Genomic DNA, 19,660 nt, shown 5'->3' on the forward strand with positions numbered 1-19,660 from the left:
TCGCCCCTTCACGTGATGCTGACCCGCCAGGACATGCATGTACGCGATCATGGTGCCGCCACCGGCGGCCTTCGTCGCGGTCGCGTCGAACCACGCTCTGAACGATCCGGAATCGCGGTGCAATGCGGAGGTCAGCCGCGAACAGTACCGGGTTCCTGGGCTGCCGGCCGCGCAGCCCGGGCCGCACGGGCGGCCGGGGTCTTCAGCTTGCAGGTGGGGCGCCCGACGGCGAGCGCGTGCCCAGAAAGTATTCGCGCTGGCGCATGATGTCTTCCAGCCCTGCGCTCCAGCGTTCGATCTGCGCATGCAGCGGGTCCTTCTGCATGGCGTTCGTATCCACCCGCGGCGTCGCTGCCGGGGTGGCGACCAGTTCCTCGTACTTCGCCTGCGTGATCGCTGTGCTCGCCGGGCGGATGCGACCGCCGAAGTGGGCGGCAAGAATTGCGGCATTTGTTTCCGCCTGCAGCGGCCCGCCCTTGCCGGTGTCGGCAGCGGCCAGGCGGTTCTTCAGCGCATCGCTCAGCGCATCGTCGGTGGTGATCACGCCCTGATTGTCTATCGTGGCCACGACCTTGCCGCCGACGACAATGGTTGCATAGGGACGGGTGAGCGGACTGTCGACGGGCGGATCCACACGCTCGGTGTATTGCTGCTCGAGGTGGAAAGCGTTGGCGTCGATGCGTCTCTGCTCGTTTTCGATGAAGTCGCGGTATTGCGCCTCCGGCAGTTCCGCAATGTTGATCCGCGCGTCCTTGAGTCGTTCGCTCAACAAGGCGGTCCACTGGATTGCGTCACCGCCCGGGCCCCATGAGGGCGCCGTGGACGTTCCACCGTTGTTGCCTGTGCGATGGTCCGATATGCCGATCACGCCCATTCTTTCATCTCCATTCGGTGGTTCAGGGGGCACCGGATGACAGCAAGTTCGGTGCCGTCATGTCAGAAACCTCGTGCCATGAGGCTGGCGAACAGCAGCAGGAGGGGGATGGCGCACAGCTCGGCGCTTATCCAGTGACGGACGCGACGCAGCGTGTCCGCGTGCCCGTCGGCTGCCGGCGCGCGGGTCGCGAGCAGCAACAGCGTGGGTTTGACGGACAGCGCACCGACGACCGCGAAGCAGACCATCTTGGCCCAGAAGGCGGGACTCGCCGCGTAGTAGGACCATGCCTGCGCCCCCCAGACCAGGCGCGCCACGCCGCCTGCAAGTACGAGGACGGCCATCAAGCCATACAGAAGATCCAGCCGTCGGAGTTGTGCCAGATCGCGTTCGGTCGGGTCGGGCTGCGCCGTCATGAACCATTCGGCCAGGAGGACGGAAACCAGCGTGAACGCGGCCAGGTGATGAAGTGCCGCGAGCAGGGCGTCGGAAAATGGAGTCGCCATCGTGTGCCTCGGGCGGCGGCGCGATGGAGCCGCCGACGCTTGAATGCGCGAGCGGTCCGCCTCCGCGCCGGAAGTGGATGAGGTTTCCGATGGTAACATCAGAATGGAGGTAAAGTAAGCACTGGAAACATCAAGTTCTGTATCTGCATGGCAAACGACCGCTATCACCACGGCGATCTGCGTTCAGCGCTGCTGAACTGCGCCGCCGCGCGCATGGAAAGCGATGGGCCGGACAGCCTGTCGATGCGCGATATGGCGCGCGCGGTGGGGGTATCGCATACCGCGGCCTATCGTCATTTCATCGACAAGGGCGCGCTGCTGGACGCGCTTGCCGAGCAGGGGTTCCGCGACCTTATCGAGCGGAGCAGGCGGGCGGTCGAGCACGCTGCGCCTGACGCACGCAGTCGCCTGAAGGCGAGCGGACTGGCCTATATCGGGTTCGGTCTCGACCATCCGCGGCAGCTTGCCCATATGTTCGCGCGGGTCGCGCAGCCCGATGCTGGCACGGCGCTGTGCGAGGCGGGTGCCGCGCTGTTCGCGCATCTGTGCGAACTGGTCGCCGCCGGGCAGCACACCGGCACATTCCGGACGGGTGATGCGCGGCAGTTGGCACAGGCCTGCTGGGCGCAGGTGCATGGCCTTTCGGCCTTGTTGGCGATGGGACATCTGCGCCCTGTCGACAGCGGGCCAGAAGCCGCATGGGTCCAGGCCGGCGGTGCGCTCGACCTCTTCCTTGACGGCCTGTCCCGCTGATTGCACCCCCTGTCCCACAGTGACGGCGTGCGCAGGTCCGCGGAGCTCAGGCCGGCCCGTTACGGCGAACTGCGACGGCGGGTTTTCAGCGTCACCCTGGCCTGTTACCCTGCGCGCTGCCTCACAGCCTCATGAAACGGAGTTCCCGATGTTGATCGATCGCCATCGTTCATCCCTGCTGCTCATCGACATGCAGGAGCGGCTGCTGCCTGCCATGGATGACGCGCAGAGGCTGATCGACAACGCGGTGTGGATGGTGCGCATCGCGCAGCGCCTGGCGGTGCCGGTGCTGGTCAGCGAACAGTATCCGAAGGGCCTGGGGCCGACCGTGAGCGAACTGCGCGAGCTGATACCGGCCGGCAACATCGTGTCGAAGATGCACTTTTCCTGTGTGGCCGACGGTTGCCTGAAGCCGCTGCTCGATGCCTCCCGCCCCCAGGTGGTCATGCTCGGCGTCGAGGCGCATATCTGCGTGCTGCAGACGGCGATGGATCTGCAGTCAAGCGGTCGCCAGGTGTTCGTCGCGGCCGACTGCGTGGCATCGCGCGATCCGGCCAACCGAGAGCTGGCGCTCGAGCGGTTGCGTCAGCATGGGGTCGTCATCGTGTCGCGCGAGATGGTGGCTTTCGAATGGCTGGGTGCGGCCGGTTCGGAGGAATTCCGCGAAATCAGTCGCACCTATCTGCGCTGATCCGGTCCGGGGGCGCCGCGTACTTTGCGCGGCGGGGCTTCAGCGTTCGACGTGGCGCAGCGACAGGTCGATCGCGCGCACATTCTTCGTGAGCACGCCAATGGAAATGCGGTCGACGCCTGTTTCGGCGATCGCGCGCACGCGGTCGAGATTCACGCCGCCGGACGCTTCGAGCTCGGCACGACCGGCATTGATCTTCGCCGCTTCGCGCATCTGGTCGATGCTCATGTTGTCCAGCAGGATCATGGTTGCCCCGGCATCCAGTGCCTCGCGCAACTGGGCCAGCGTTTCGACTTCGATCTGGATGAAGGCGTTCGACGGCGCGATGGCGCGCGCACGGGCCAGCACCGGGCGTATGCCGCCGGCTGCCATGATGTGGTTTTCCTTGATCAGGATGCCGTCGTACAGTCCCATGCGGTGATTCAGGCCGCCGCCGACGGTGACCGCGTACTTCTGCGCGAGGCGCAGGCCGGGCAGCGTCTTGCGTGTATCGACGATGCGTGCCGACGTGCCGGCGATGGCATCGACGAAGCGACGGGTGAGCGTGGCCGTGGCCGACAGCAACTGCACGAAGTTCAGCGCGGCCCGCTCGGCGGTGAGCAGCGCGCGCGTTTCCGACATGATTTCGCACAGCGTCTGATCGGGCGCTATCCATTCGCCCTCTTCGACATGCCAGGCAACGCTGGTTTTGGGGTCGAGTGCGCGCAGACAGGCTTCGAACCAGTCGCGCCCGCACAGAACGGCTTCCTCACGTGCCGTCACCAGCCCTTGCGCGGCGCGACCGGCAGGAATGAGGCGTGCGGTCAGGTCGCCGGTTCCGACGTCCTCGGCCAGCGCAAGCGCCACGTTCCGCTGTATCTCGATTGCAAGCTGGTCGTTTTCGCGCATGGTCGTTCATGAAGCTGAGTGGGCGTCGATTCTAGCATCGCGACAAGACGTCACGGATGAGCGCGGAAGGTGTACTCTCGTCCTGTGGCATGGACGCTGTGCAGCGGCCGGGCGCGGATCATCCGGTCGCCGGCAGATGCGGCGTACGTCCTCAAGTTGCTGAAGCCCGGGCCGAAAACCCGGAACGATACGAGAACCCGTACGGTGACCGGCGCGAGTGGGAAGGAAGCGCGGGCGCTGGCGCGAGGGTCCGCAGGATGTGTGGGGGAGAGAGCATGAATCGATGCGTGTCGGCGCAGGTCGCGCTTCGGGTCGCCGCCAGGCCTGTCGGGTACCGGGCGCAATGAGCGGTCCCTATCATCTGCCGCTCGGTGTGCTGTCTGTGCTGGTGGCGGTCATGGCTGCATGGACTGCTCTTGATCTGACCCAGCGCATCCTCAGCGCCGACCGCATGGCGGCGCGCCTGTGGGTGGCGTCGGGCGCGCTGGTACTCGGCACGGCGATCTGGTCCATGCATTTCGTCGGCATGCTGGCCCGGGTGCTGCCTCTGCATACCGGCTTCGATCTTGGCAGGACCGTGCTGTCCTGGCTGGTGTCCGTGGCGGTCGCACTGACCGCGCTGGCAATGGCCGGCCGCATCGCGGCCTCGTTGACGCGGGTGCTGCCGGGCGCGCTGCTGGTCGGAGCGGGGATTGCGCTGGTATTCCACTTCGCGTTGTCGTCGCTGCGCATCACGCCCGCCCCTGGCTACGATCCGGTCCTGCTCGCACTCGCCGTTCTGCTGGTGGCCACGGCGACCGCGATCGCCAGTCTCACGCTGGTGAAAGTACGGGGTCTTCGCGGTTCGCGCGTGTTCCTGCTGAAGGTGGGCTGTGCCGTGATGGCCGGGCTTGCCGGTGCTGCGGCACATGTACTGTGCATGACTGCGGTCCGGCTGGCGCCGGGCGCGCGCAGCATGGCCGCCCACGAAATCGAACCCACCTGGCTGGGCCTCACGATCGCGGTATCGGCGATCGGCTTCACCTGGATAGGCAGTGTCGCCGCGCTGTTCGACGCGCGCATGGAACATCGTACCCGTCAGCTTGCGCAGCGCCTGAGAATGGCCAACACCGAGCTCATGCATGCGGCCATGCATGACCCGCTGACCGATCTGCCCAATCGCGCGAACTTCGAATCCGATCTCGCCGAGGCGGCTGTCCGCGCACGCGACAGTGGCCAGCGCCTGGCCATCTTTTTCATCGATCTGGATGGGTTCAAGCCGGTCAACGATGTCCTCGGCCACCACGTCGGCGACGAAGTGCTGCGCATCGTCGCGCGCCGTCTGCGTGCCTGCCTGCGCGAGGGCGATCGACTCGCGCGCATCGGCGGGGACGAATTCGTCCTGATGTCCGAGGGCGGGATGGACCGCGACCAAGCCGGGCGCATGGCGCAACGCCTGGTGGACGCGGCCGGCAAGCCCATGCAGATCGACACGCATGACATCCAGGTGTCGGCCTCGGTGGGTGTGGCGCTGTGCCCGGACGATGGCGACGACACGCGCGTGCTGGTGTGCGCCGATACGGCGATGTACGCGGCCAAGCACGCCGGGCGCAACACCTGGCGCATGTATTCCGCGGAACTGGACGAGCACCATGCCGATATCCTGGGGCTGCAGCGGGCCATGCGACGTGCGCTCGACAACGACGAGTTCGTGCTCCATTACCAGCCCAAGGTCGGCACATCCGACGGCAGGCTGCGCGGCGTGGAAGCGTTGATACGCTGGGAGGACCCGGACAAGGGCATGATCACGCCAGCGGAGTTCATCCCGGTCGCCGAGCGTTTCGGCCTGATCAACACCATAGGCTTCTGGACCTTGCGTGAGGCATGCGGCCAGATCCGCACCTGGCAGCACGCGGGCTGGCGCATTCCGGTGGCGGTGAATCTGTCGCCGCAGCAGTTCAGGCAGCCTGACCTGCTCGATCGCGTACGGGCCTGCATCGACGAGTTCGATATCGATCCGGCCCTGCTGGCGCTCGAAATCACCGAATCGGTGGTGATGGAGAATTCCACCAGCGTGCAGCGCGCGCTGGCCGGGTTGCGGGCCATGGGCGTGACGCTGGCGATAGACGATTTCGGCACCGGGTATTCCTGTCTCGCCTATCTGTGTCGACTGCCGGCGCGCGAGCTCAAGATCGATCGCACCTTCGTGACCGATATGGACCGCGTGGCCGAGGCGCGCCACGTGGTCGAAGCGGTCATCCGCATGGCGCATGCGCTGCGCATGGAAGTGGTGGCCGAGGGGGTGGAGCGCATGGAACAGGTGAGCGCGCTGCGCGCGCTGGGATGCGACCAGGTCCAGGGCTACTGCTTCTCTCGCCCGGTACCTGCCGCGCAGATCGAGGTGCTGCTCGCCGAGGGCCGTTTCGGGGCTCCGCGTCCGCCCGGCAGTCTTGCCCTGCAGGAGCGCGTGCGGCGCGAGGCGCTGATCGCCTGAGCGTGTTCGCCGGCGTCAGCGCCGGTGCGCCAGCCAGGCGCTGGCCAGTCCGCTGACCACGATGATGGCGGCGCCGGCGACGGCGCTCAGGCCGGGCAGATCGCCGAATACCCACCAGCCCATCAGCGTGGCCCACACGAGCTGCACATAGATGAGTGGACTGAGCACCGAAGCCTGGGCATAGGCCATGGCGCGTATGAGAAGAAAGTGGCCGGCCATGCCGGATACGCCCAGCGACAGCACGAGCAGCGTATCGCGCGGCGTCGGCCAGGCGCTGTGCGCGGCCGCGGGCAGCGCCAGCGTGGACAGTGCGGCACCGACCAGCGCGGTGTAGTAGAGCGTGGTGAGCGGCCTTTCGGTCGGCGCCAGCATGCGCGTGGCAAGCTGGTACAGCGCGTAGAACAGCGAACCGGCGAGCAGCATGATGACCGGCCACAGCGGCAGATGGCCGTCCGGCCGCGCGATCAGCAGAACGCCGGAAAAGCCGAACAGCGCGATGAGCCATTGCCCGGGCGTGACCCGCTCGCCCAGCACCGGCCCGGCCAGCAGGGTGACGATGAGCGGCGTGATGAAGAAGAGAGAGGTTCCCTCGGCCATCGGTATCGATTTCAGTCCGCCCATGATGAGGAAGGACACCGCAGCCAGCAGTGCGGCGCGCAGCATCTGCAGCCGCCAGCGTGGAGTGGCCAGCAGCAGGCGTCCCATGCGCGGCGCGAGCACGGTGCCGAGCACGATGGCCGGAACCAGGTAGCGCGCCCACACCAGCACGCCGACCGGATAGCGCTGCGACAGGAATTTCCCGGTCGTGTCGAGCACCGCGAAACAGAACAGCGCGGCCAGCATCAGTGCGACGCCGACCAGTGGCTGCCGACGCGCGGCGTGGATGACCGGAGCGGAAGCGGCAGGCGGATCGGTGACGGAAGGATCAGAGCGGGATATGGCCGACTTCCTGCATGGCGTGGCCGGCAATCAGCGCATTGAACGCCGCGCGAGCCGATTCGATCACCTCTCCGGCGGTCAGGCCATTCGGTCCCTTGCCGAGAGCGACCAGACGGTCGCCGGCCAGCCCGTGCAGATGCACGCCGCCGAGCAGGGCCAGTTCGGCCGGCCAGCCCTGGGCGAGCAGGCCGGCGATGATGCCGGTGAGCACGTCTCCCATGCCGGCTGACGCCATGCCCGGATTGCCGGTGGTGTTGATGAACCATTTGCCGTCCGGCAGTGCAATCACACTGCCGCAGCCCTTGAGCACCACCGATGCACGGAAGCGTCGCGCCAGGTCGCGCGCCGACGCGATGCGGTCCTTCTGCACCGCTGCCGTGGTGCTGCCGAGCAGGCGCGCGGCCTCCATCGGATGCGGCGTGAGCAGCGTGGCGGCCGTGCGGTCCAGCAGCGCCTTTTCCAGGTCGCGGTACTGCGACACGAGATTGAGCGCATCCGCGTCCAGGACCAGCGTGGCCGGCGTCTGTACGGCATCGCGCATGAGGTCCAGCGCGGCGGGACTTTGCCCCAGACCGGGGCCGATCGCGACCGAGGTGGCCAGATCGCCGCTCAGCAGTTCGGCCGGGCTGCGTATCATCAGTTCGGGCTGTTCCGGATCCAGCGGCAGCGCCGCGTTGTCCAGCATGCCGACATAGACGCGTCCCGCGCCCACCTTGAGCGCCGCCCGTCCGGCCAGCAATGCGGCGCCCACCATGCCGCGCGCGCCGCCCACCAGCACCGCGTTGCCGTGGGTGCCCTTGTGGGAATTGCGCGCGCGCGGCCGCAGCAGATGTTCGAACAGGCCGCGGCCGGTCTGCCAGCCGGACGGTGGCAGCACGGCCGCGCAATCCAGTCCGAGGTCGTGCACCGACACCTCGCCCGCGTGATCCGGCCCGTCCAGCGTGAGCAGGCCGGGCTTGAGCGCGATCATCGTCGCGGTGTGGGTGGCGCGCACCGCGTTGCCAAGCACCGCGCCGGTGTCCCCGTTCAGGCCGCTGGGCACGTCGATGGCGAGCACCGGGCAGTCCATGTCATTGACCGCCGCGATCCAGTCCGCGTGCTCGCCCGTGATCGGTCGCGTCAGGCCGATGCCGTACAGCGCATCGACCACCAGCGCGAACGGACCGCGCGGCAGGCGCGGTACCGTCAGGCCGCCGACGGCACGCCACGAGGCCCAGGCGGATACCGCGTCGGTGGCCTGCGGATGTTCGTCGCCGGCATAGGCCACCAGCACGTCGAAGCCGGTCTGCTTCAACTGCCGCGCCACGACGAAGCCATCGCCGCCGTTGTTGCCCGGGCCGCACATGACCAGCACGCGGCCGTGGCGCCCGCCGAGGATCTGCATCACCTTGGCCGCGCCGGTCGCTCCGGCGCGCTCCATCAGGCGCGGCGAACTGTCGGGCGCATAGTGGCGTTCGATGCGGCGCAACGCGGTGGCGTCGTACAGCGCGGTCAGACTGGCGGTATTGAGCGGGCGGGGCGTGGGCATGCTGTGACCTGGAGGCCATCGCCGCAGGTGCGACGACGAAACCTCCGCATTTTAGGTCATCGCCGGGGCGCGGCGGACATCGGATTCAAGCCGCCTGCGCTCAGGCGGTCCGGCCCTTCGTTCCGCGCTCCATGCCGGTGCTGGCCCGCACCGCGGCCAGCGAGCCGTCGGGGGCGGTGCGAAGCGGGCCCGCGTCCTGTGTCATGCACGCTGTCGTCGCCGCTGCGCGCCGCCCCAGCAGCAGATGCAGCGGAAACACCGCACAGCTGGCGAAGCCGACGATCCAGTGCGCGAGCACCGTGGCGTCACGTGCGTCCTCATTGCCGTAATAGAGCAGAAGCCCGCTCAGCATGAGCACGCTCATTGCCGCGATCATCGCGACACCCGAGCCGCGGTTGCGTCGCACGGTCCATGCCGCGCGCACATGCACCGGCAGCACCGCGCCGAACACCAGCAGTGCGAACGCTGCGCTCATGCCATGCCAGACGAGGAAGGTATGAGCGGGCAGATCGAACAGCGATGTACGCAGATCGTGCACCACGAAGAAGGCGAGGCCGGACAGCGCGCACACCGCCAGGATGGCATGGGATGCGACGCGCTGTGCGCGCGGCAGGCGACCGACACGGCGGCGAGGGGAGGGGTTCATGGGCGCTCCGGACAGGATTCGAGTATCAGCGCATGAGCGTCGTAGCGCTCCAGGCAGGGATGATGGGCGTCTTGTGAAACCGCGACCACCTTGGTGAGCGCGTCGGCCACGGCGCAGCACGGTGCGAACACGGAGTAGCTGCGGCGCGTGCGCATCGGCTGCCGGTTGCGCGGATCCACCAGCGCAGACACCTCATGCCCGCCGACATCGCGGCGCGAAAAATAGGTGGCCGAGGTGGCGCAGGCGCCGTCGCCGAGCCAGCCGGCGAGACGAAGCCGCGCCGGATTGCCGGGATCGCGCAGATGGATGGCTTCCTGCTCCGGACCGAATACCCGCAGATCGCCGCCGGCATTGATCAGTCCGCCGCGCGCACCGCAGGCACGCATCGCGTCTGCCGCGCGATCCACCGCATAACCCTTGGCGATGCCGCCCAGATCCAGCCGCAGCGGGGCGCTCACCCGTATCGTGCCGGCGGCGGCAAAACTGAGACGGGTGATGCTGGAGCCGGCGATCGCACTGGGCGCGGGCGGCAGCATGCCCCAGGCCGCCAGTTCCGGTGCGATGCCGCAGTCGAACAGACCGCCGGATGCGCGATGCAGCTCGAGCGACAGCCTCAGCACGTCCGCCGTCCAGGGATCGATGTCCAGCGCATCGCCGACCGCCAGCCGGTTGATGCGGCCGACGTCGGATTCCGGATCGAAAGCGGACATGCAGCGCTGCACGCGCGCGACCGCCGCGAAACCGGCCTCGAGCGCCGCCGCTGCGCGCGCCGCATCGTCGTGATCGACGCGGATGTCGACATAGGTACCGAGCAAGGGTCGCAACGCCCTCACTTCGAGCCCTTGAGCACCATGTCGTACATCACCATCAGCCGCTTCACGCCGTCGGTCAGGTGCTTGCACGACAGCGTCGCGCCGGCGATGTTCTTGATGTCCTTGTTCAGCTTCAGCGTGTCCTGCGCGGTGCGGCCGACGAACTGCGCGCGCCACGATGCCTCGCCGACTTCGTAACCGTAGGATTCGACGTACTCCATGATTTCGATGCCGCGTATCGTGCCGTCGGCATTGATGGCAAGCGCGTACTTGACCATCTCATGCTTGCCGACGACTTCATCGACGATGAACCAGCCGCCCTTCTCGCTCTTCCAGACCCGCTCTCCACGGAAAGGCTCGCGTACCGAGGACAGTTCGCGCATGCGTTCGCGCTGTGCCTCGGTGAGCGCGACCGGGTTCAGGATGAGCCGTTCGCCGGGGAACAGCCGCTGCTGCGTGTCCTCGACGCTGACGTAGATCTTCGCCTCGGCCACCGCGGGTGCGAGCACCGCGGCGACCGGGACCAGGGCCAGCGAGGCCGCCGGAGTCCATTTCATGCGTCACCTCCTCACAGCGGCATGCCGAACTTGACGATGAATTCGTTCTTTGAATGGCTGTCCCAGACGCGGCCGTCCGAGCACTCGCCGTCATTCGGCGCCCAGCATTTGCCGCCAGTGGGCTGGAAACGCCAGGCGCCGGTGATCCACCATTCCTTGGTCGCGTAATGGACGTTGGGGCCGAAGAAGAAGGCTTCCTGCGTGTGGGTTTCGTAGTGATAGCCGTAATAGTCGTTGTGGTAGCGCGCTTCCATGCCGGCAGTCCAGTTCGGCACGAAGCGGTAGGTCGCACCGAACAGCAGATCGACCATGCTTTCCGGGCCGGTCTCGCCATCGACGAACTTGATCTTCTCGATCGCAGCGACCAGGTTGGCGGCGAGCACCAGCTTGTCGTCGATGAAGTTCGACTGCAGCAGCAGACGGGTTTCGAATTCGTCCTTCACGCTGCCCAGCGTCACTTCGGCATACACGCCCACGCCGACCGGATCGATCACCGGATTGGTGAGACGGTAGATGGCTTCCAGCGACATCCCCTCGACACGCCACTTGCTGTAGCGGTCATCGCTCGCGTAGGCCACGCCCCAGCCGCCGGTCTCGCCGTTCGGGAATTCCGCTGTGGCCGGATAGTTGCGATAGGCGTTGGTGTAGCTGGTGTTCAGATAGCCGGCGAGCTGGAAGTTCTCGCTTACGCCGTATTCGAGTTCGGTGCGGCCCTGCCAGAACTCATATTCGCCGCCCGCCTGGCCGCGGTTGTACTGCAGGCGCTGTTCGAATTCCCAGGTGCCCTTGGGTTGCAGATCCAGCGTATAGATCCAGCCGAAAGTGCCTTCGCCGGCATATGCGTTGCAGGCCGCGAAAACGGCTGCGAGGGCGGCTGCCCGCGCGGTGAGACGAAACATGGAATGACTCCGTATCGACTCTGGCGGGCTTGCGACAGTTGCTGGCTCGGCATCGGTTGCTGGCTGGCTTGAGTGGTGTTTGATGAGAAACGCCCGCTTTCGACGGGACGCTGTACCGTGGCAATAACCCTGCGGCGGGGAGGGATTATATAGAGATGAGAACGGTTCTCAACAACGCTTTGCCGGGTAATGATTAGCGGGCGTATCAAACGCGTACGGAAAATGCTCGCCCGGCAACCGTGCGGCGCGGGCATGCCGGGCCGATGCCGCAACCGGAACGGCCCGGAGCGGATCAGTCGTCGGATGACGGCTTCAGTGCGGCGCGCACGGTCACCTCGTTGAGCGAGGGCTGGCACAGTTCGATGAAGCGGTAGGCATAGCTGCGCAGGTAGTGATTCCTGCGCAGGGCGATGACCGTGGTGTTGGACGGGAACAGATGACTGCTGTCGAGCAGGCGCAATGCGCGGTCGCGCGGCGCGTCGAACGCCACCGACGCGATGATGCCGATGCCCAGACCGAGTTCGACATAGGTCTTGATCACGTCGGCATCGAGCGCAGACATCACGACGTCCGGGACCAGCCCCGCCTGCGCGAACGTCGCATCCAGCGCCGTGCGTCCGGTATAGCCCTCGTGATAGGTCACCACCGGATGTTCGGCCACCGCTTCCAGCGTCAGTGGGGTGACCGCTTCCAGCGGATGGCCGGCCGGCACGATCACGCCGTGATGCCAGGAGTAGAACGGAAAGGACTGCAGTTCCGGGATGTCGCCCAGCGCTTCGGTGGCGATGCCGATATCGGCCTGGCCATCCTTGAGCAGGTCGACGATGTCCTGCGGGCTGCCCTGCAGCAGTACCAGATGGACGCGCGGGAACAGACGCTTGAACTCGGTCACGACGCGCGGCAGCGCGTAGCGTGCCTGCGTATGGGTGGTAGCGATACGCAGTTGCCCTTCGTCGCGCCGGGCGAACTGTTCGGCCAGACGCTTGATGTTGCCGGCATCGAGCAGCATGCGCTCGACGATGGTCACCAGTTCGGCGCCTGGCTCGGTCAGACCGAGCAGACGCTTGCCCTTGCGGACGAACAGTTCGACGCCCAGTTCGTCTTCCAGGTCCTTGATGTGCTTGCTCACACCCGACTGCGAGGTGAACAGTGCGTTCGCCACCTCGGTCAGGTTGAACTGACGTCTTACGGTTTCGCGGATGATGCGCAGTTGCTGGAAATTCATGATGTGTTCCGTGTCCGGTCAGCGCGCGAATACGCGCAGGCGTGACGGGTTCAGGCGCACGGTCTGCCCTTCCCGCAGCGCGAGCCGTTCCGCCTGTTCGCTGCTCAGTTCGACTTCGAAGTGCTGGTTGCCGGTGCCATTCAGCCCCTCCAGTTCGACCCGCGCGGTGACGCCGAAGGACAGGATGCGCGCCACCCGCGCGGGCACGCCTCCGGCAACGCTGTCGTCGGTCAGGACCTCCAGTTCGTGCGGTCGGGCGAAAGCGATCACGTCATCGCCATGCTTGAACTCCGGTGCGACGTGGCGCAGCAGCGCGTCGCCCACGCGTATGCCTTCGCCCTCGAGCCGGCCGCTGAAATGATTCACCGCGCCGAGGAAGCCATACACGAAGGGCGTGGCCGGCTGGCGGTAGACCTCTTCCGGAGTACCGATCTGCTCGACCCGGCCGTGGTCCATCAGTACCACGCGGTCGGCCACCTCGAGCGCTTCCTCCTGATCGTGCGTGACGAAGATCGAGGTGATGTGCAGTTCGTCATGCAGTCGGCGCAGCCAGCGGCGCAACTCCTTGCGCACCTTGGCATCGAGCGCGCCGAACGGCTCGTCGAGCAGCAGCACGCGCGGTTCCACCGCCAGCGCGCGGGCAAGCGCGATGCGCTGGCGCTGGCCGCCGGACAACTGGGCCGGGAAGCGGTCGGCCAGCCAGTCGAGCTGCACCAGCTTGAGCAGATCATGCACCTTGCCCGCGATGTCCTGCTCCGACGGTCGCTCGCGGCGCGGTTTCATGCGCAGTCCGAAGGCCACGTTGTCGAACACGTTCATGTGGCGGAACAGGGCGTAGTGCTGGAACACGAAGCCGACATGGCGTTCGCGCACATGGGTGTCGGAGGCATCCTCGCCATCGAGCAGCACGCGACCGCTGTCCGCGGATTCCAGGCCCGCGATGATGCGCAGCAGCGTGGTCTTGCCGCATCCGGACGGACCGAGCAGCGCGACCAGCTCGCCGGTCGGAAAATCGAGCGACACGTCGCCCAGCGCGACGAAATCCCCGAAGGCCTTGTGGATGTTCTGGACCTGTATGCTCATTGCGATGCGTCCCCTGATTGAGTGGCCTGATGTTCGATCCAGGTCTTGACCGCCAGTGTCACCAGCGCCAGCAGCGCAAGCAGCGATGCCACGGCGAAGGCGGCGGCGAACTGGTATTCGTTGTAGAGAATCTCGACATGCAGCGGCAGGGTGTTGGTCAGGCCACGGATATGGCCGGACACCACCGACACCGCGCCAAACTCGCCCATCGCGCGCGCATTGCACAGGATGACGCCGTACAGCAGACCCCATTTGATATTGGGCAGGGTGACATACCGGAAGGTCTGCCAGCCGTTCGCGCCCAGCACGACGGCGGCTTCCTCTTCCTCCTTGCCCTGCGCCTGCATGAGCGGAATCAGTTCGCGGGCGATGAAGGGAAAGGTGACGAATACCGTGGCGAGCACGATGCCGGGTACGGCGAAGATGACTTTCAGGTCATGCGCCTGCAGCCACGGACCGAACCACCCCTGCGCGCCGAATACCAGCACGTAGATCAGGCCGGCCACCACGGGCGACACCGAGAAGGGCAGGTCGATCAGCGTGATCAGCAGGTGTTTGCCGCGGAAATCGAACTTGGCGATCGCCCACGCCGCTGCGACGCCGAAGCTCAGATTCAGCGGCACCGAAATCGCTGCGGCCAGCAGGGTGAGGCGGATCGCCGACAGCGCATCCGGTTCCACCAGCGCGGCGATATAGGCATCCCATCCCTTGCGCAGCGCTTCGACGAATACCGCGATCAGCGGCAACAGCAGGAACAGCGCGAAGAAGGCGAGCGACACCGCGATCAGTGTCCACTTGACCCAGGGGGCCTCGCGGGTGGCGGAGCGGCTCTCGAAGCGCACTGCCGGATCGGCCGCTGCATGCAGTGAGGTGGCGCCAGCCATCAGCGGTTCCTCCCGGTCGCTTTTTCGGTCCATGCCTGCAGTCCGTTGATCGCAAGCAGCAACAGGAAGGAGAACACCAGCATCACGACGGCGATCGCGGTGGCGCCTGCATAGTCATACTGTTCAAGCTTGGTGATGATCATGAGCGGAGTGATTTCCGACACCATGGGAATGTTGCCGGCGATGAAGATGACCGAGCCGTACTCGCCCACGGCACGTGCGAAGGCCAGCGCGAAACCGGTCAGCAGCGCCGGCAGCAGGATGGGCAGGATGACGTGGCGGAAGGTCTGCCAGCGCTGCGCGCCAAGGCTGGCGGACGCTTCTTCCAGTTCGGTATCCAGATCCTCAAGGATGGGCTGCACCGTCCGTACGACGAAAGGCAGGCCGATGAAAATGAGCGCGACCAGTACACCGGGCGGCCCGAACGCGATCTTGATGTCGAGCGGTGCAAGCAGCGAGCCCAGCCAGCCATTCGGTGCATACAGTGCGGTCAGCGCAATGCCGGCCACCGCGGTGGGCAGCGCGAAGGGCAGATCGACCAGCGCGTCGATCAGCTTCTTGCCCGGGAAGCGGTAGCGCACCAGCACCCACGCCAGCATGAGCCCGAATACCGCGTTGATCGCCGCTGCCAGCAGAGAAGCGCCGAAGGACAGCCGGTAGGACGCAAGTACGCGCGGCGTCGTCACCACATCCCAGAACTGTGACAGTCCGAGCGAGGCGGTCTTGATGAATACCGCGCTCAGCGGAACGAGCACGATGATGGACAGGTAGAACAGCGTGTAGCCCAGTGTCAGGTTGAAGCCGGGCAGCACACGTGCGGCGGGGCGGCTCATGACACGGATCTCGGGCGGCCGGAAGGCACAGGGCGGATGATGCGGTGGAACATGCAGTACACCTGTTGGAGGATGGGCACAGGTGCGCACGATAGGGGGCGATGAAAATTACTGGAAATAATAAGAAGTGATTTGCTTAGCGGATTCCTGAATTAAGCCGCGAAGCGGCCTGCGTTCTTCCGTCCGCGTTTTCGGGAATGTTTCCGGTCATGCAAAGTTTTTTCATACCCGGTCTAAAGACCGGTCCGGCCCTGCCGAGAAGCAGTTCAATCCCTGTCTCGCTCTGAAAGGCCGCCATGTTCCTGATGTCTTCCCGTCACCGACGCACGCTTGAATCCTTGTCCACGCTGTTGTCCGGCTGTTCGGCGAGCAGCGCGCCGCTGGCCGATCCGCCGCCCGGGCTGCCGGCCGGCCTGCGCGCTGCGCTGACAGCGGTGGCGGCACGCGAACAGCAGATGCGCAGCGAGCTCGACGCTGCGCGCGCACTGCCGGCACGCATCGACGCGCTCGAAGGCATGCTGCGTCAGCGCGAGCTGGAAGCCGAACGGCTGCAGCGGCAGATCGTCGATGCACAACAAAGGCTGCATGCGATGGAAGAGGACGCGGGGCGCTTGGGCGCGGCGCTGGAGGCCGAACGCGCCGATCTGGCACGGCGTGATCTGGCGCAGTCGGCGTTGACCGAAGGCACCTGGACCTATCTGATCGTCGATGGCAATCCCGACCATCCGGACAATGTCGTGCGCTGGTCGGATGAATTGCGCGGTCTGCTCGGCGCCACGCGCGCCGACTTTCCCGACAACTGGGACAGCTGGCTGGACATCCTGCATCCGGACGACAAGACACGGGTCACCGAGGCCTTCAACGCGCATCTGGGCGATGTGTCGGGTCGCACGCCCTATGTCTGCGAGTATCGTCTGAAGCACCGCACACGCGGTTATATCTGGATCCGCGAACGTGCCGCCACGGTGCGTGATGCCGCAGGCCGGGCGCTGCAGTCGGCCGGGGCGTTGCGCGACATCAGCGACGAGAAGCAGGCCGAGGCATTGCAGCTCGAACAGCGCGCCAAGATGGAGGACAGCATGCAGCAGATCCTGTCCATCTCGGGTGTGATCAACGAGATATCGAAGCGCACCAATCTGCTGGCGCTGAACGCCAGCATCGAAGCGGCGCGCGCGGGCGAGGTCGGGCGCGGTTTCGCGGTGGTGGCGGAGGAGGTGGCCAAGCTGGCGCTGCAGACCTCGAACGCGACCGCGGAAATCGTGCGCATGGCCGAAGGCCAGCGCAACGCGGCCGCCGGCTGAAAATCTCGACGTTCAGCCGTTCAGACTGCCATCGATCATGGCACCACTCTCTTGCAGGGCACGGAACAAGGCCAATCCCTGAGGCCACGGACCGTGTCCGGATTCGACGTTCACATGTCCGGCATCGCCGAGATCGACCAGGCGTGCCCCCCATCGTTCGGCCCAGTTTCCTGCCGACAGGAACTTCATCCACGGATCGTTGCGGCTGGCAGCCAGCACGGCGGGAAAGGGCAGGGGGGCGGACGGAATGCGGTCCGTGATGCCGAACTTGTCCGGACTGGCCGGTGCCACCAGCAGCGCGCCGGCGACCCGTCCGCCGACCTGTGCTGCCGCCACCACCGATGCCAGGCAACCGAAACTGTGCGCGATCAGCCACACCGCTTGTGGACGCGCCCGGACGTCTTCGACCACGCGCGCCGACCAGATGTCGATGTCCGGCTGACTCCAGTCCTGCTGGTCGACGCGATCCGCGCCAAGCAGCGTCTGCATCCAGGTCTGCCAGTGATCCGGACCACTGCCATTCAGGCCCGGAACCACCAGTATCGGTCCTGACATCCGCAATCCTCAGCGCACCGGTCCGGCCAGTCCGGCGCTGCGGCGGGCCAGTTCGGCATTCGAGCGGAGGATGTCCACCATGTCGCCCATGACCGATGCTGCCTCGTCCAGCAGGACGTCACGCGCCGCCTTGCGCTTCTTCTCTGCCTCGAGTTCGGCGCTCAGGCTGCGTTCGCCGGCTTGCAGTCCGTCGTCGCGCACCACCGCTTCCTCGTCATCGTCACGGATGGCCGCACGCGCCTTGAGCTTCTGTTCCTGCTCCTCGCGCTCCTTGCGCCGCTCATCCACATTCAGAGAAATTTCGGTGCGCTTGCGCAGCTTGTCCATATCGGCCACATCGTCGAGCAGGCTGCGGTAGCCGGCATCGTTCGCGATGCGCGAAGCGTGCCGTTGCGCCAGCAGCGGCAGCACCTCCTGCGGACGGCCCACAGGCTTGTAGTCGGCTGGCATGATCTGGGTCCAGGGCAGCGGATTGTCGTAACTCGACTCGCCCACCTTCTCGTGATCCATGGTGTCGACCAGATGCAGGTCGGGCGTGACCCCGCGCAACTGTGTCGTGCCGCCGTTGATGCGGAAGAACTGGGCGATGGTGAGCTTGAGCTCGCCATAAGTGGGCTTCTTGCTCTTCGCCATTTCATCCATGTCGAGCAGGGTCTGTACCGTGCCCTTGCCGAAGCTGGTTTCGCCGATCACGATGCCGCGGCCGTAATCCTGGATGGCGGCGGCGAAGATTTCCGATGCCGATGCCGACGCCCGGTTGATCAGCACACCGAGCGGCCCCTCCCATGCCACACCGGCCTCGGTGTCCTGCTCGATGCGGATCTGGCCCTTGGAATTGCGCTGCTGCACGACCGGTCCGCGATCGATGAACAGGCCGGTCAGCCGTACCGCCTCATCCAGCGAGCCGCCGCCGTTGTTGCGCAGGTCGATCAGGATGGCCGACACCTTGTCCGCCTTCAGTTCCTGGATCAGGCGCGCCACGTCGCGGCTGGCGCTGCGGAAGTCGGCGTCCTTGCGCGATTTCGCCTCGCTGTCCTGGTAGAAGCTCGGCAGCGTGATCACGCCGACACGCTGAGACTTGTCGGGGCCGGCTTCGATGACCGATTTGGAGGCCGCCTGCTTTTCCAGCCGTATCGTGTCGCGCACCAGCTTGATGCGCTTCGGTTTGGCATCCGGGCCGGCGTCGGCCGCCAGGATGTCGAGCTGCACCACGGTGTCCTTCGCACCACGTATCAACGCCACCACATCATCGACCCGCCAGCCCACCACGTCGGCCATCGGCGTCTTGTCATCCTTGGCCACGCCGACGATGCGGTCGCCGATCTTGATCGCGTCGGAGCGCGCGGCCGGACCGCCGGCCACCAGCTCGCGTATGGTCACGTACTCGTCGCGCTCCTGCAGCACGGCGCCGATGCCGACCAGCGACAGCTTCATGTTGATCGAAAAATCCTCGGCCGCGCGCGGGCCGAGATAATTGGTGTGCGGCTCGATCGATTCCGCGTAGGCGTTCATGAAGATCTGGAATACGTCATCCGATTTCGCCCGCGCCGCCCGTGCGAGGGCGAGGTCATAGCGTTTGGTCAGCGTGTCACGGATCGCCGCATCATCCTTTCCGGCGAGCTTCAGTCGCAGCCAGTCGTTCTTGACCCGCTTGCGCCAGATGTCGCGCAGCTCGCTCTCGCTGCTCGCCCACGGGGCGTCCGTGCGCACATAGCGATAACTTTCCTTGCGGTCGAATTCGAAGCCCTTGTCCAGCATCGCGCGCGCCTCGTTGAGCCGGTCGGTCAGGCGTTGCGAATAGCGCGCATAGATCGCGAACGGCGCGATCAGATTCTGCTGGCGGATCGCGTCATCCAGCCGGGTACGGACGGAATTGAAAGCGTCGATGTCGGACTGCAGGAAATACACCCGCTCCGGATCCAGCGTCTTGATGTAGCGGTCGAGTATCCTGGAGGACAGCGCATCGTCCAGCGGGACGTTCTGGTAGTGGAAGCGCGACAGCAGTTCGGCGCTGGCCTGCGCGGCAAGCGCGTGCGATTCGACCGGCTGCAGCACCGGTGAGGTCGCGGCGGCCGAAATCGCCGTCTGCATGGGGGAGGCGCAGGCCAGAGCGAGGACGATGACGGCGGACAGATTCTTCAGTTTCATGCAACAGGGCTCCTACGGGCGCGACACATGCGAAGTATGTGCCATCGACCGGTCATGAAGGTGTT

The 19,660-nt window shown here is 66.0% G+C and carries 19 protein-coding genes; 4 read left to right on the top strand and 15 right to left on the bottom strand.

All coding sequences use genetic code 11. The annotated features are described in order from the left end of the window. Positions 1-202 precede the first annotated feature (202 nt). Positions 203-769 (bottom strand): hypothetical protein, encoded by a 567-nt coding sequence (locus A3Q7_RS20230; RefSeq protein WP_157278088.1) that lies wholly within the window; start codon positions 767-769, stop codon positions 203-205. A gap of 167 nt (positions 770-936) precedes the next feature. Then, positions 937-1,380 carry a DUF2214 family protein gene (locus A3Q7_RS0103650; protein WP_018410496.1) on the bottom strand — a complete coding sequence of 148 codons (444 nt, stop codon included), beginning with the start codon at positions 1,378-1,380 and terminating at the stop codon, positions 937-939. A gap of 147 nt (positions 1,381-1,527) precedes the next feature. Here A3Q7_RS0103650 and A3Q7_RS19350 point away from each other — a divergent pair, with 147 nt between their 5' ends. Further along, a complete protein-coding gene (locus tag A3Q7_RS19350; protein WP_018410497.1) occupies positions 1,528-2,133 on the top strand; it encodes a TetR/AcrR family transcriptional regulator in 606 nt (201 codons plus the stop codon). Between the two features lie 148 nt (positions 2,134-2,281). Continuing rightward, positions 2,282-2,824, top strand: a complete 543-nt coding sequence (locus tag A3Q7_RS0103660; protein ID WP_018410498.1) for a hydrolase — start codon at positions 2,282-2,284, stop codon at positions 2,822-2,824. Between the two features lie 39 nt (positions 2,825-2,863). Here A3Q7_RS0103660 and nadC read toward each other — a convergent pair whose 3' ends face one another. After that, on the bottom strand, positions 2,864-3,712 hold the full coding sequence (gene nadC / locus A3Q7_RS0103665; RefSeq protein ID WP_018410499.1) for a carboxylating nicotinate-nucleotide diphosphorylase: 849 nt from the start codon (positions 3,710-3,712) through the stop codon (positions 2,864-2,866). A gap of 343 nt (positions 3,713-4,055) precedes the next feature. Between nadC and A3Q7_RS19355 the strand changes: the two genes are divergently transcribed. Then, a complete protein-coding gene (locus A3Q7_RS19355; protein WP_018410500.1) occupies positions 4,056-6,185 on the top strand; it encodes a putative bifunctional diguanylate cyclase/phosphodiesterase in 2,130 nt (709 codons plus the stop codon). A 15-nt stretch (positions 6,186-6,200) separates the two neighbouring features. On the opposite strand, the gene A3Q7_RS0103675 is transcribed toward A3Q7_RS19355, so the two are convergent. The 10 genes from A3Q7_RS0103675 to cysT all read right to left on the bottom strand — a co-directional run bounded on the left by A3Q7_RS0103675 (position 6,201) and on the right by cysT (position 15,591). Further along, positions 6,201-7,154 carry a DMT family transporter gene (locus tag A3Q7_RS0103675; RefSeq protein WP_408630401.1) on the bottom strand — a complete coding sequence of 318 codons (954 nt, stop codon included), beginning with the start codon at positions 7,152-7,154 and terminating at the stop codon, positions 6,201-6,203. Beyond that, complete coding sequence (locus A3Q7_RS0103680) at positions 7,111-8,652, bottom strand: bifunctional ADP-dependent NAD(P)H-hydrate dehydratase/NAD(P)H-hydrate epimerase (protein ID WP_018410502.1); 1,542 nt, start codon at positions 8,650-8,652, stop codon at positions 7,111-7,113. Before A3Q7_RS0103680 ends, A3Q7_RS0103675 begins: the two co-directional genes overlap by 44 nt. A 100-nt stretch (positions 8,653-8,752) precedes the next feature. Beyond that, positions 8,753-9,298, bottom strand: a complete 546-nt coding sequence (locus A3Q7_RS0103685) for a hypothetical protein (protein ID WP_018410503.1) — start codon at positions 9,296-9,298, stop codon at positions 8,753-8,755. After that, positions 9,295-10,122 carry an FAD:protein FMN transferase gene (locus tag A3Q7_RS19360; protein ID WP_157278090.1) on the bottom strand — a complete coding sequence of 276 codons (828 nt, stop codon included), beginning with the start codon at positions 10,120-10,122 and terminating at the stop codon, positions 9,295-9,297. The genes A3Q7_RS0103685 and A3Q7_RS19360 overlap by 4 nt, the downstream gene beginning before the upstream one ends. A gap of 5 nt (positions 10,123-10,127) precedes the next feature. Beyond that, positions 10,128-10,667: an FMN-binding protein gene (locus tag A3Q7_RS0103695; protein ID WP_018410505.1), complete on the bottom strand. Its 540-nt coding sequence runs from the start codon at positions 10,665-10,667 to the stop codon at positions 10,128-10,130. A gap of 11 nt (positions 10,668-10,678) precedes the next feature. Beyond that, positions 10,679-11,566 (bottom strand): DUF6662 family protein, encoded by an 888-nt coding sequence (locus A3Q7_RS0103700; protein WP_018410506.1) that lies wholly within the window; start codon positions 11,564-11,566, stop codon positions 10,679-10,681. A 292-nt stretch (positions 11,567-11,858) separates the two neighbouring features. Further along, positions 11,859-12,791 carry a CysB family HTH-type transcriptional regulator gene (locus A3Q7_RS0103705; RefSeq protein WP_018410507.1) on the bottom strand — a complete coding sequence of 311 codons (933 nt, stop codon included), beginning with the start codon at positions 12,789-12,791 and terminating at the stop codon, positions 11,859-11,861. Positions 12,792-12,809: 18 nt separating this feature from the next. After that, the gene (locus A3Q7_RS0103710) at positions 12,810-13,874 is read right to left on the bottom strand and encodes a sulfate/molybdate ABC transporter ATP-binding protein (protein ID WP_018410508.1); all 1,065 of its coding nucleotides are present in this window, start codon (positions 13,872-13,874) and stop codon (positions 12,810-12,812) included. Beyond that, a complete protein-coding gene (cysW, locus tag A3Q7_RS0103715; RefSeq protein WP_026224455.1) occupies positions 13,871-14,758 on the bottom strand; it encodes a sulfate ABC transporter permease subunit CysW in 888 nt (295 codons plus the stop codon). Before cysW ends, A3Q7_RS0103710 begins: the two co-directional genes overlap by 4 nt. Then, the gene (gene cysT / locus A3Q7_RS0103720) at positions 14,758-15,591 is read right to left on the bottom strand and encodes a sulfate ABC transporter permease subunit CysT (RefSeq protein ID WP_018410510.1); all 834 of its coding nucleotides are present in this window, start codon (positions 15,589-15,591) and stop codon (positions 14,758-14,760) included. The genes cysW and cysT overlap by 1 nt, the downstream gene beginning before the upstream one ends. Positions 15,592-15,887: 296 nt before the next feature. Here cysT and A3Q7_RS21260 point away from each other — a divergent pair, with 296 nt between their 5' ends. After that, a complete protein-coding gene (locus tag A3Q7_RS21260; RefSeq protein ID WP_018410511.1) occupies positions 15,888-16,892 on the top strand; it encodes a methyl-accepting chemotaxis protein in 1,005 nt (334 codons plus the stop codon). 12 nt (positions 16,893-16,904) lie between these two features. Here the strand turns inward: A3Q7_RS21260 and A3Q7_RS0103730 are convergent, their stop codons facing one another. Beyond that, positions 16,905-17,447, bottom strand: coding sequence for an RBBP9/YdeN family alpha/beta hydrolase (locus tag A3Q7_RS0103730; protein WP_018410512.1), 543 nt, complete (start codon positions 17,445-17,447; stop codon positions 16,905-16,907). Positions 17,448-17,456: 9 nt separating this feature from the next. Further along, positions 17,457-19,595 (bottom strand): carboxy terminal-processing peptidase, encoded by a 2,139-nt coding sequence (locus A3Q7_RS0103735; RefSeq protein WP_018410513.1) that lies wholly within the window; start codon positions 19,593-19,595, stop codon positions 17,457-17,459. Positions 19,596-19,660: the final 65 nt, after the last annotated feature.

Source organism: Methyloversatilis thermotolerans (genome assembly GCF_000372885.1).
GTDB lineage: Bacteria > Pseudomonadota > Gammaproteobacteria > Burkholderiales > Rhodocyclaceae > Methyloversatilis > Methyloversatilis thermotolerans.

Excerpts from the sequence above, each read along its gene's own strand:
- A3Q7_RS0103680 (WP_018410502.1), bottom strand. The coding sequence starts at position 8,652 with ATGCCCACGCCCCGCCCGCTCAATACCGCCAGTCTGACCGCGCTGTAC.
- A3Q7_RS19355 (WP_018410500.1), top strand. The coding sequence starts at position 4,056 with ATGAGCGGTCCCTATCATCTGCCGCTCGGTGTGCTGTCTGTGCTGGTG.
- A3Q7_RS0103735 (WP_018410513.1), bottom strand. The coding sequence starts at position 19,595 with ATGAAACTGAAGAATCTGTCCGCCGTCATCGTCCTCGCTCTGGCCTGC.
- A3Q7_RS21260 (WP_018410511.1), top strand. The coding sequence starts at position 15,888 with ATGTTCCTGATGTCTTCCCGTCACCGACGCACGCTTGAATCCTTGTCC.
- cysT (WP_018410510.1), bottom strand. The coding sequence starts at position 15,591 with ATGAGCCGCCCCGCCGCACGTGTGCTGCCCGGCTTCAACCTGACACTG.
- A3Q7_RS0103685 (WP_018410503.1), bottom strand. The coding sequence starts at position 9,298 with ATGAACCCCTCCCCTCGCCGCCGTGTCGGTCGCCTGCCGCGCGCACAG.
- A3Q7_RS0103730 (WP_018410512.1), bottom strand. The coding sequence starts at position 17,447 with ATGTCAGGACCGATACTGGTGGTTCCGGGCCTGAATGGCAGTGGTCCG.
- nadC (WP_018410499.1), bottom strand. The coding sequence starts at position 3,712 with ATGCGCGAAAACGACCAGCTTGCAATCGAGATACAGCGGAACGTGGCG.
- A3Q7_RS0103695 (WP_018410505.1), bottom strand. The coding sequence starts at position 10,667 with ATGAAATGGACTCCGGCGGCCTCGCTGGCCCTGGTCCCGGTCGCCGCG.
- A3Q7_RS19350 (WP_018410497.1), top strand. The coding sequence starts at position 1,528 with ATGGCAAACGACCGCTATCACCACGGCGATCTGCGTTCAGCGCTGCTG.
- cysW (WP_026224455.1), bottom strand. The coding sequence starts at position 14,758 with ATGGCTGGCGCCACCTCACTGCATGCAGCGGCCGATCCGGCAGTGCGC.
- A3Q7_RS0103660 (WP_018410498.1), top strand. The coding sequence starts at position 2,282 with ATGTTGATCGATCGCCATCGTTCATCCCTGCTGCTCATCGACATGCAG.
- A3Q7_RS0103705 (WP_018410507.1), bottom strand. The coding sequence starts at position 12,791 with ATGAATTTCCAGCAACTGCGCATCATCCGCGAAACCGTAAGACGTCAG.
- A3Q7_RS0103650 (WP_018410496.1), bottom strand. The coding sequence starts at position 1,380 with ATGGCGACTCCATTTTCCGACGCCCTGCTCGCGGCACTTCATCACCTG.
- A3Q7_RS0103700 (WP_018410506.1), bottom strand. The coding sequence starts at position 11,566 with ATGTTTCGTCTCACCGCGCGGGCAGCCGCCCTCGCAGCCGTTTTCGCG.
- A3Q7_RS0103710 (WP_018410508.1), bottom strand. The coding sequence starts at position 13,874 with ATGAGCATACAGGTCCAGAACATCCACAAGGCCTTCGGGGATTTCGTC.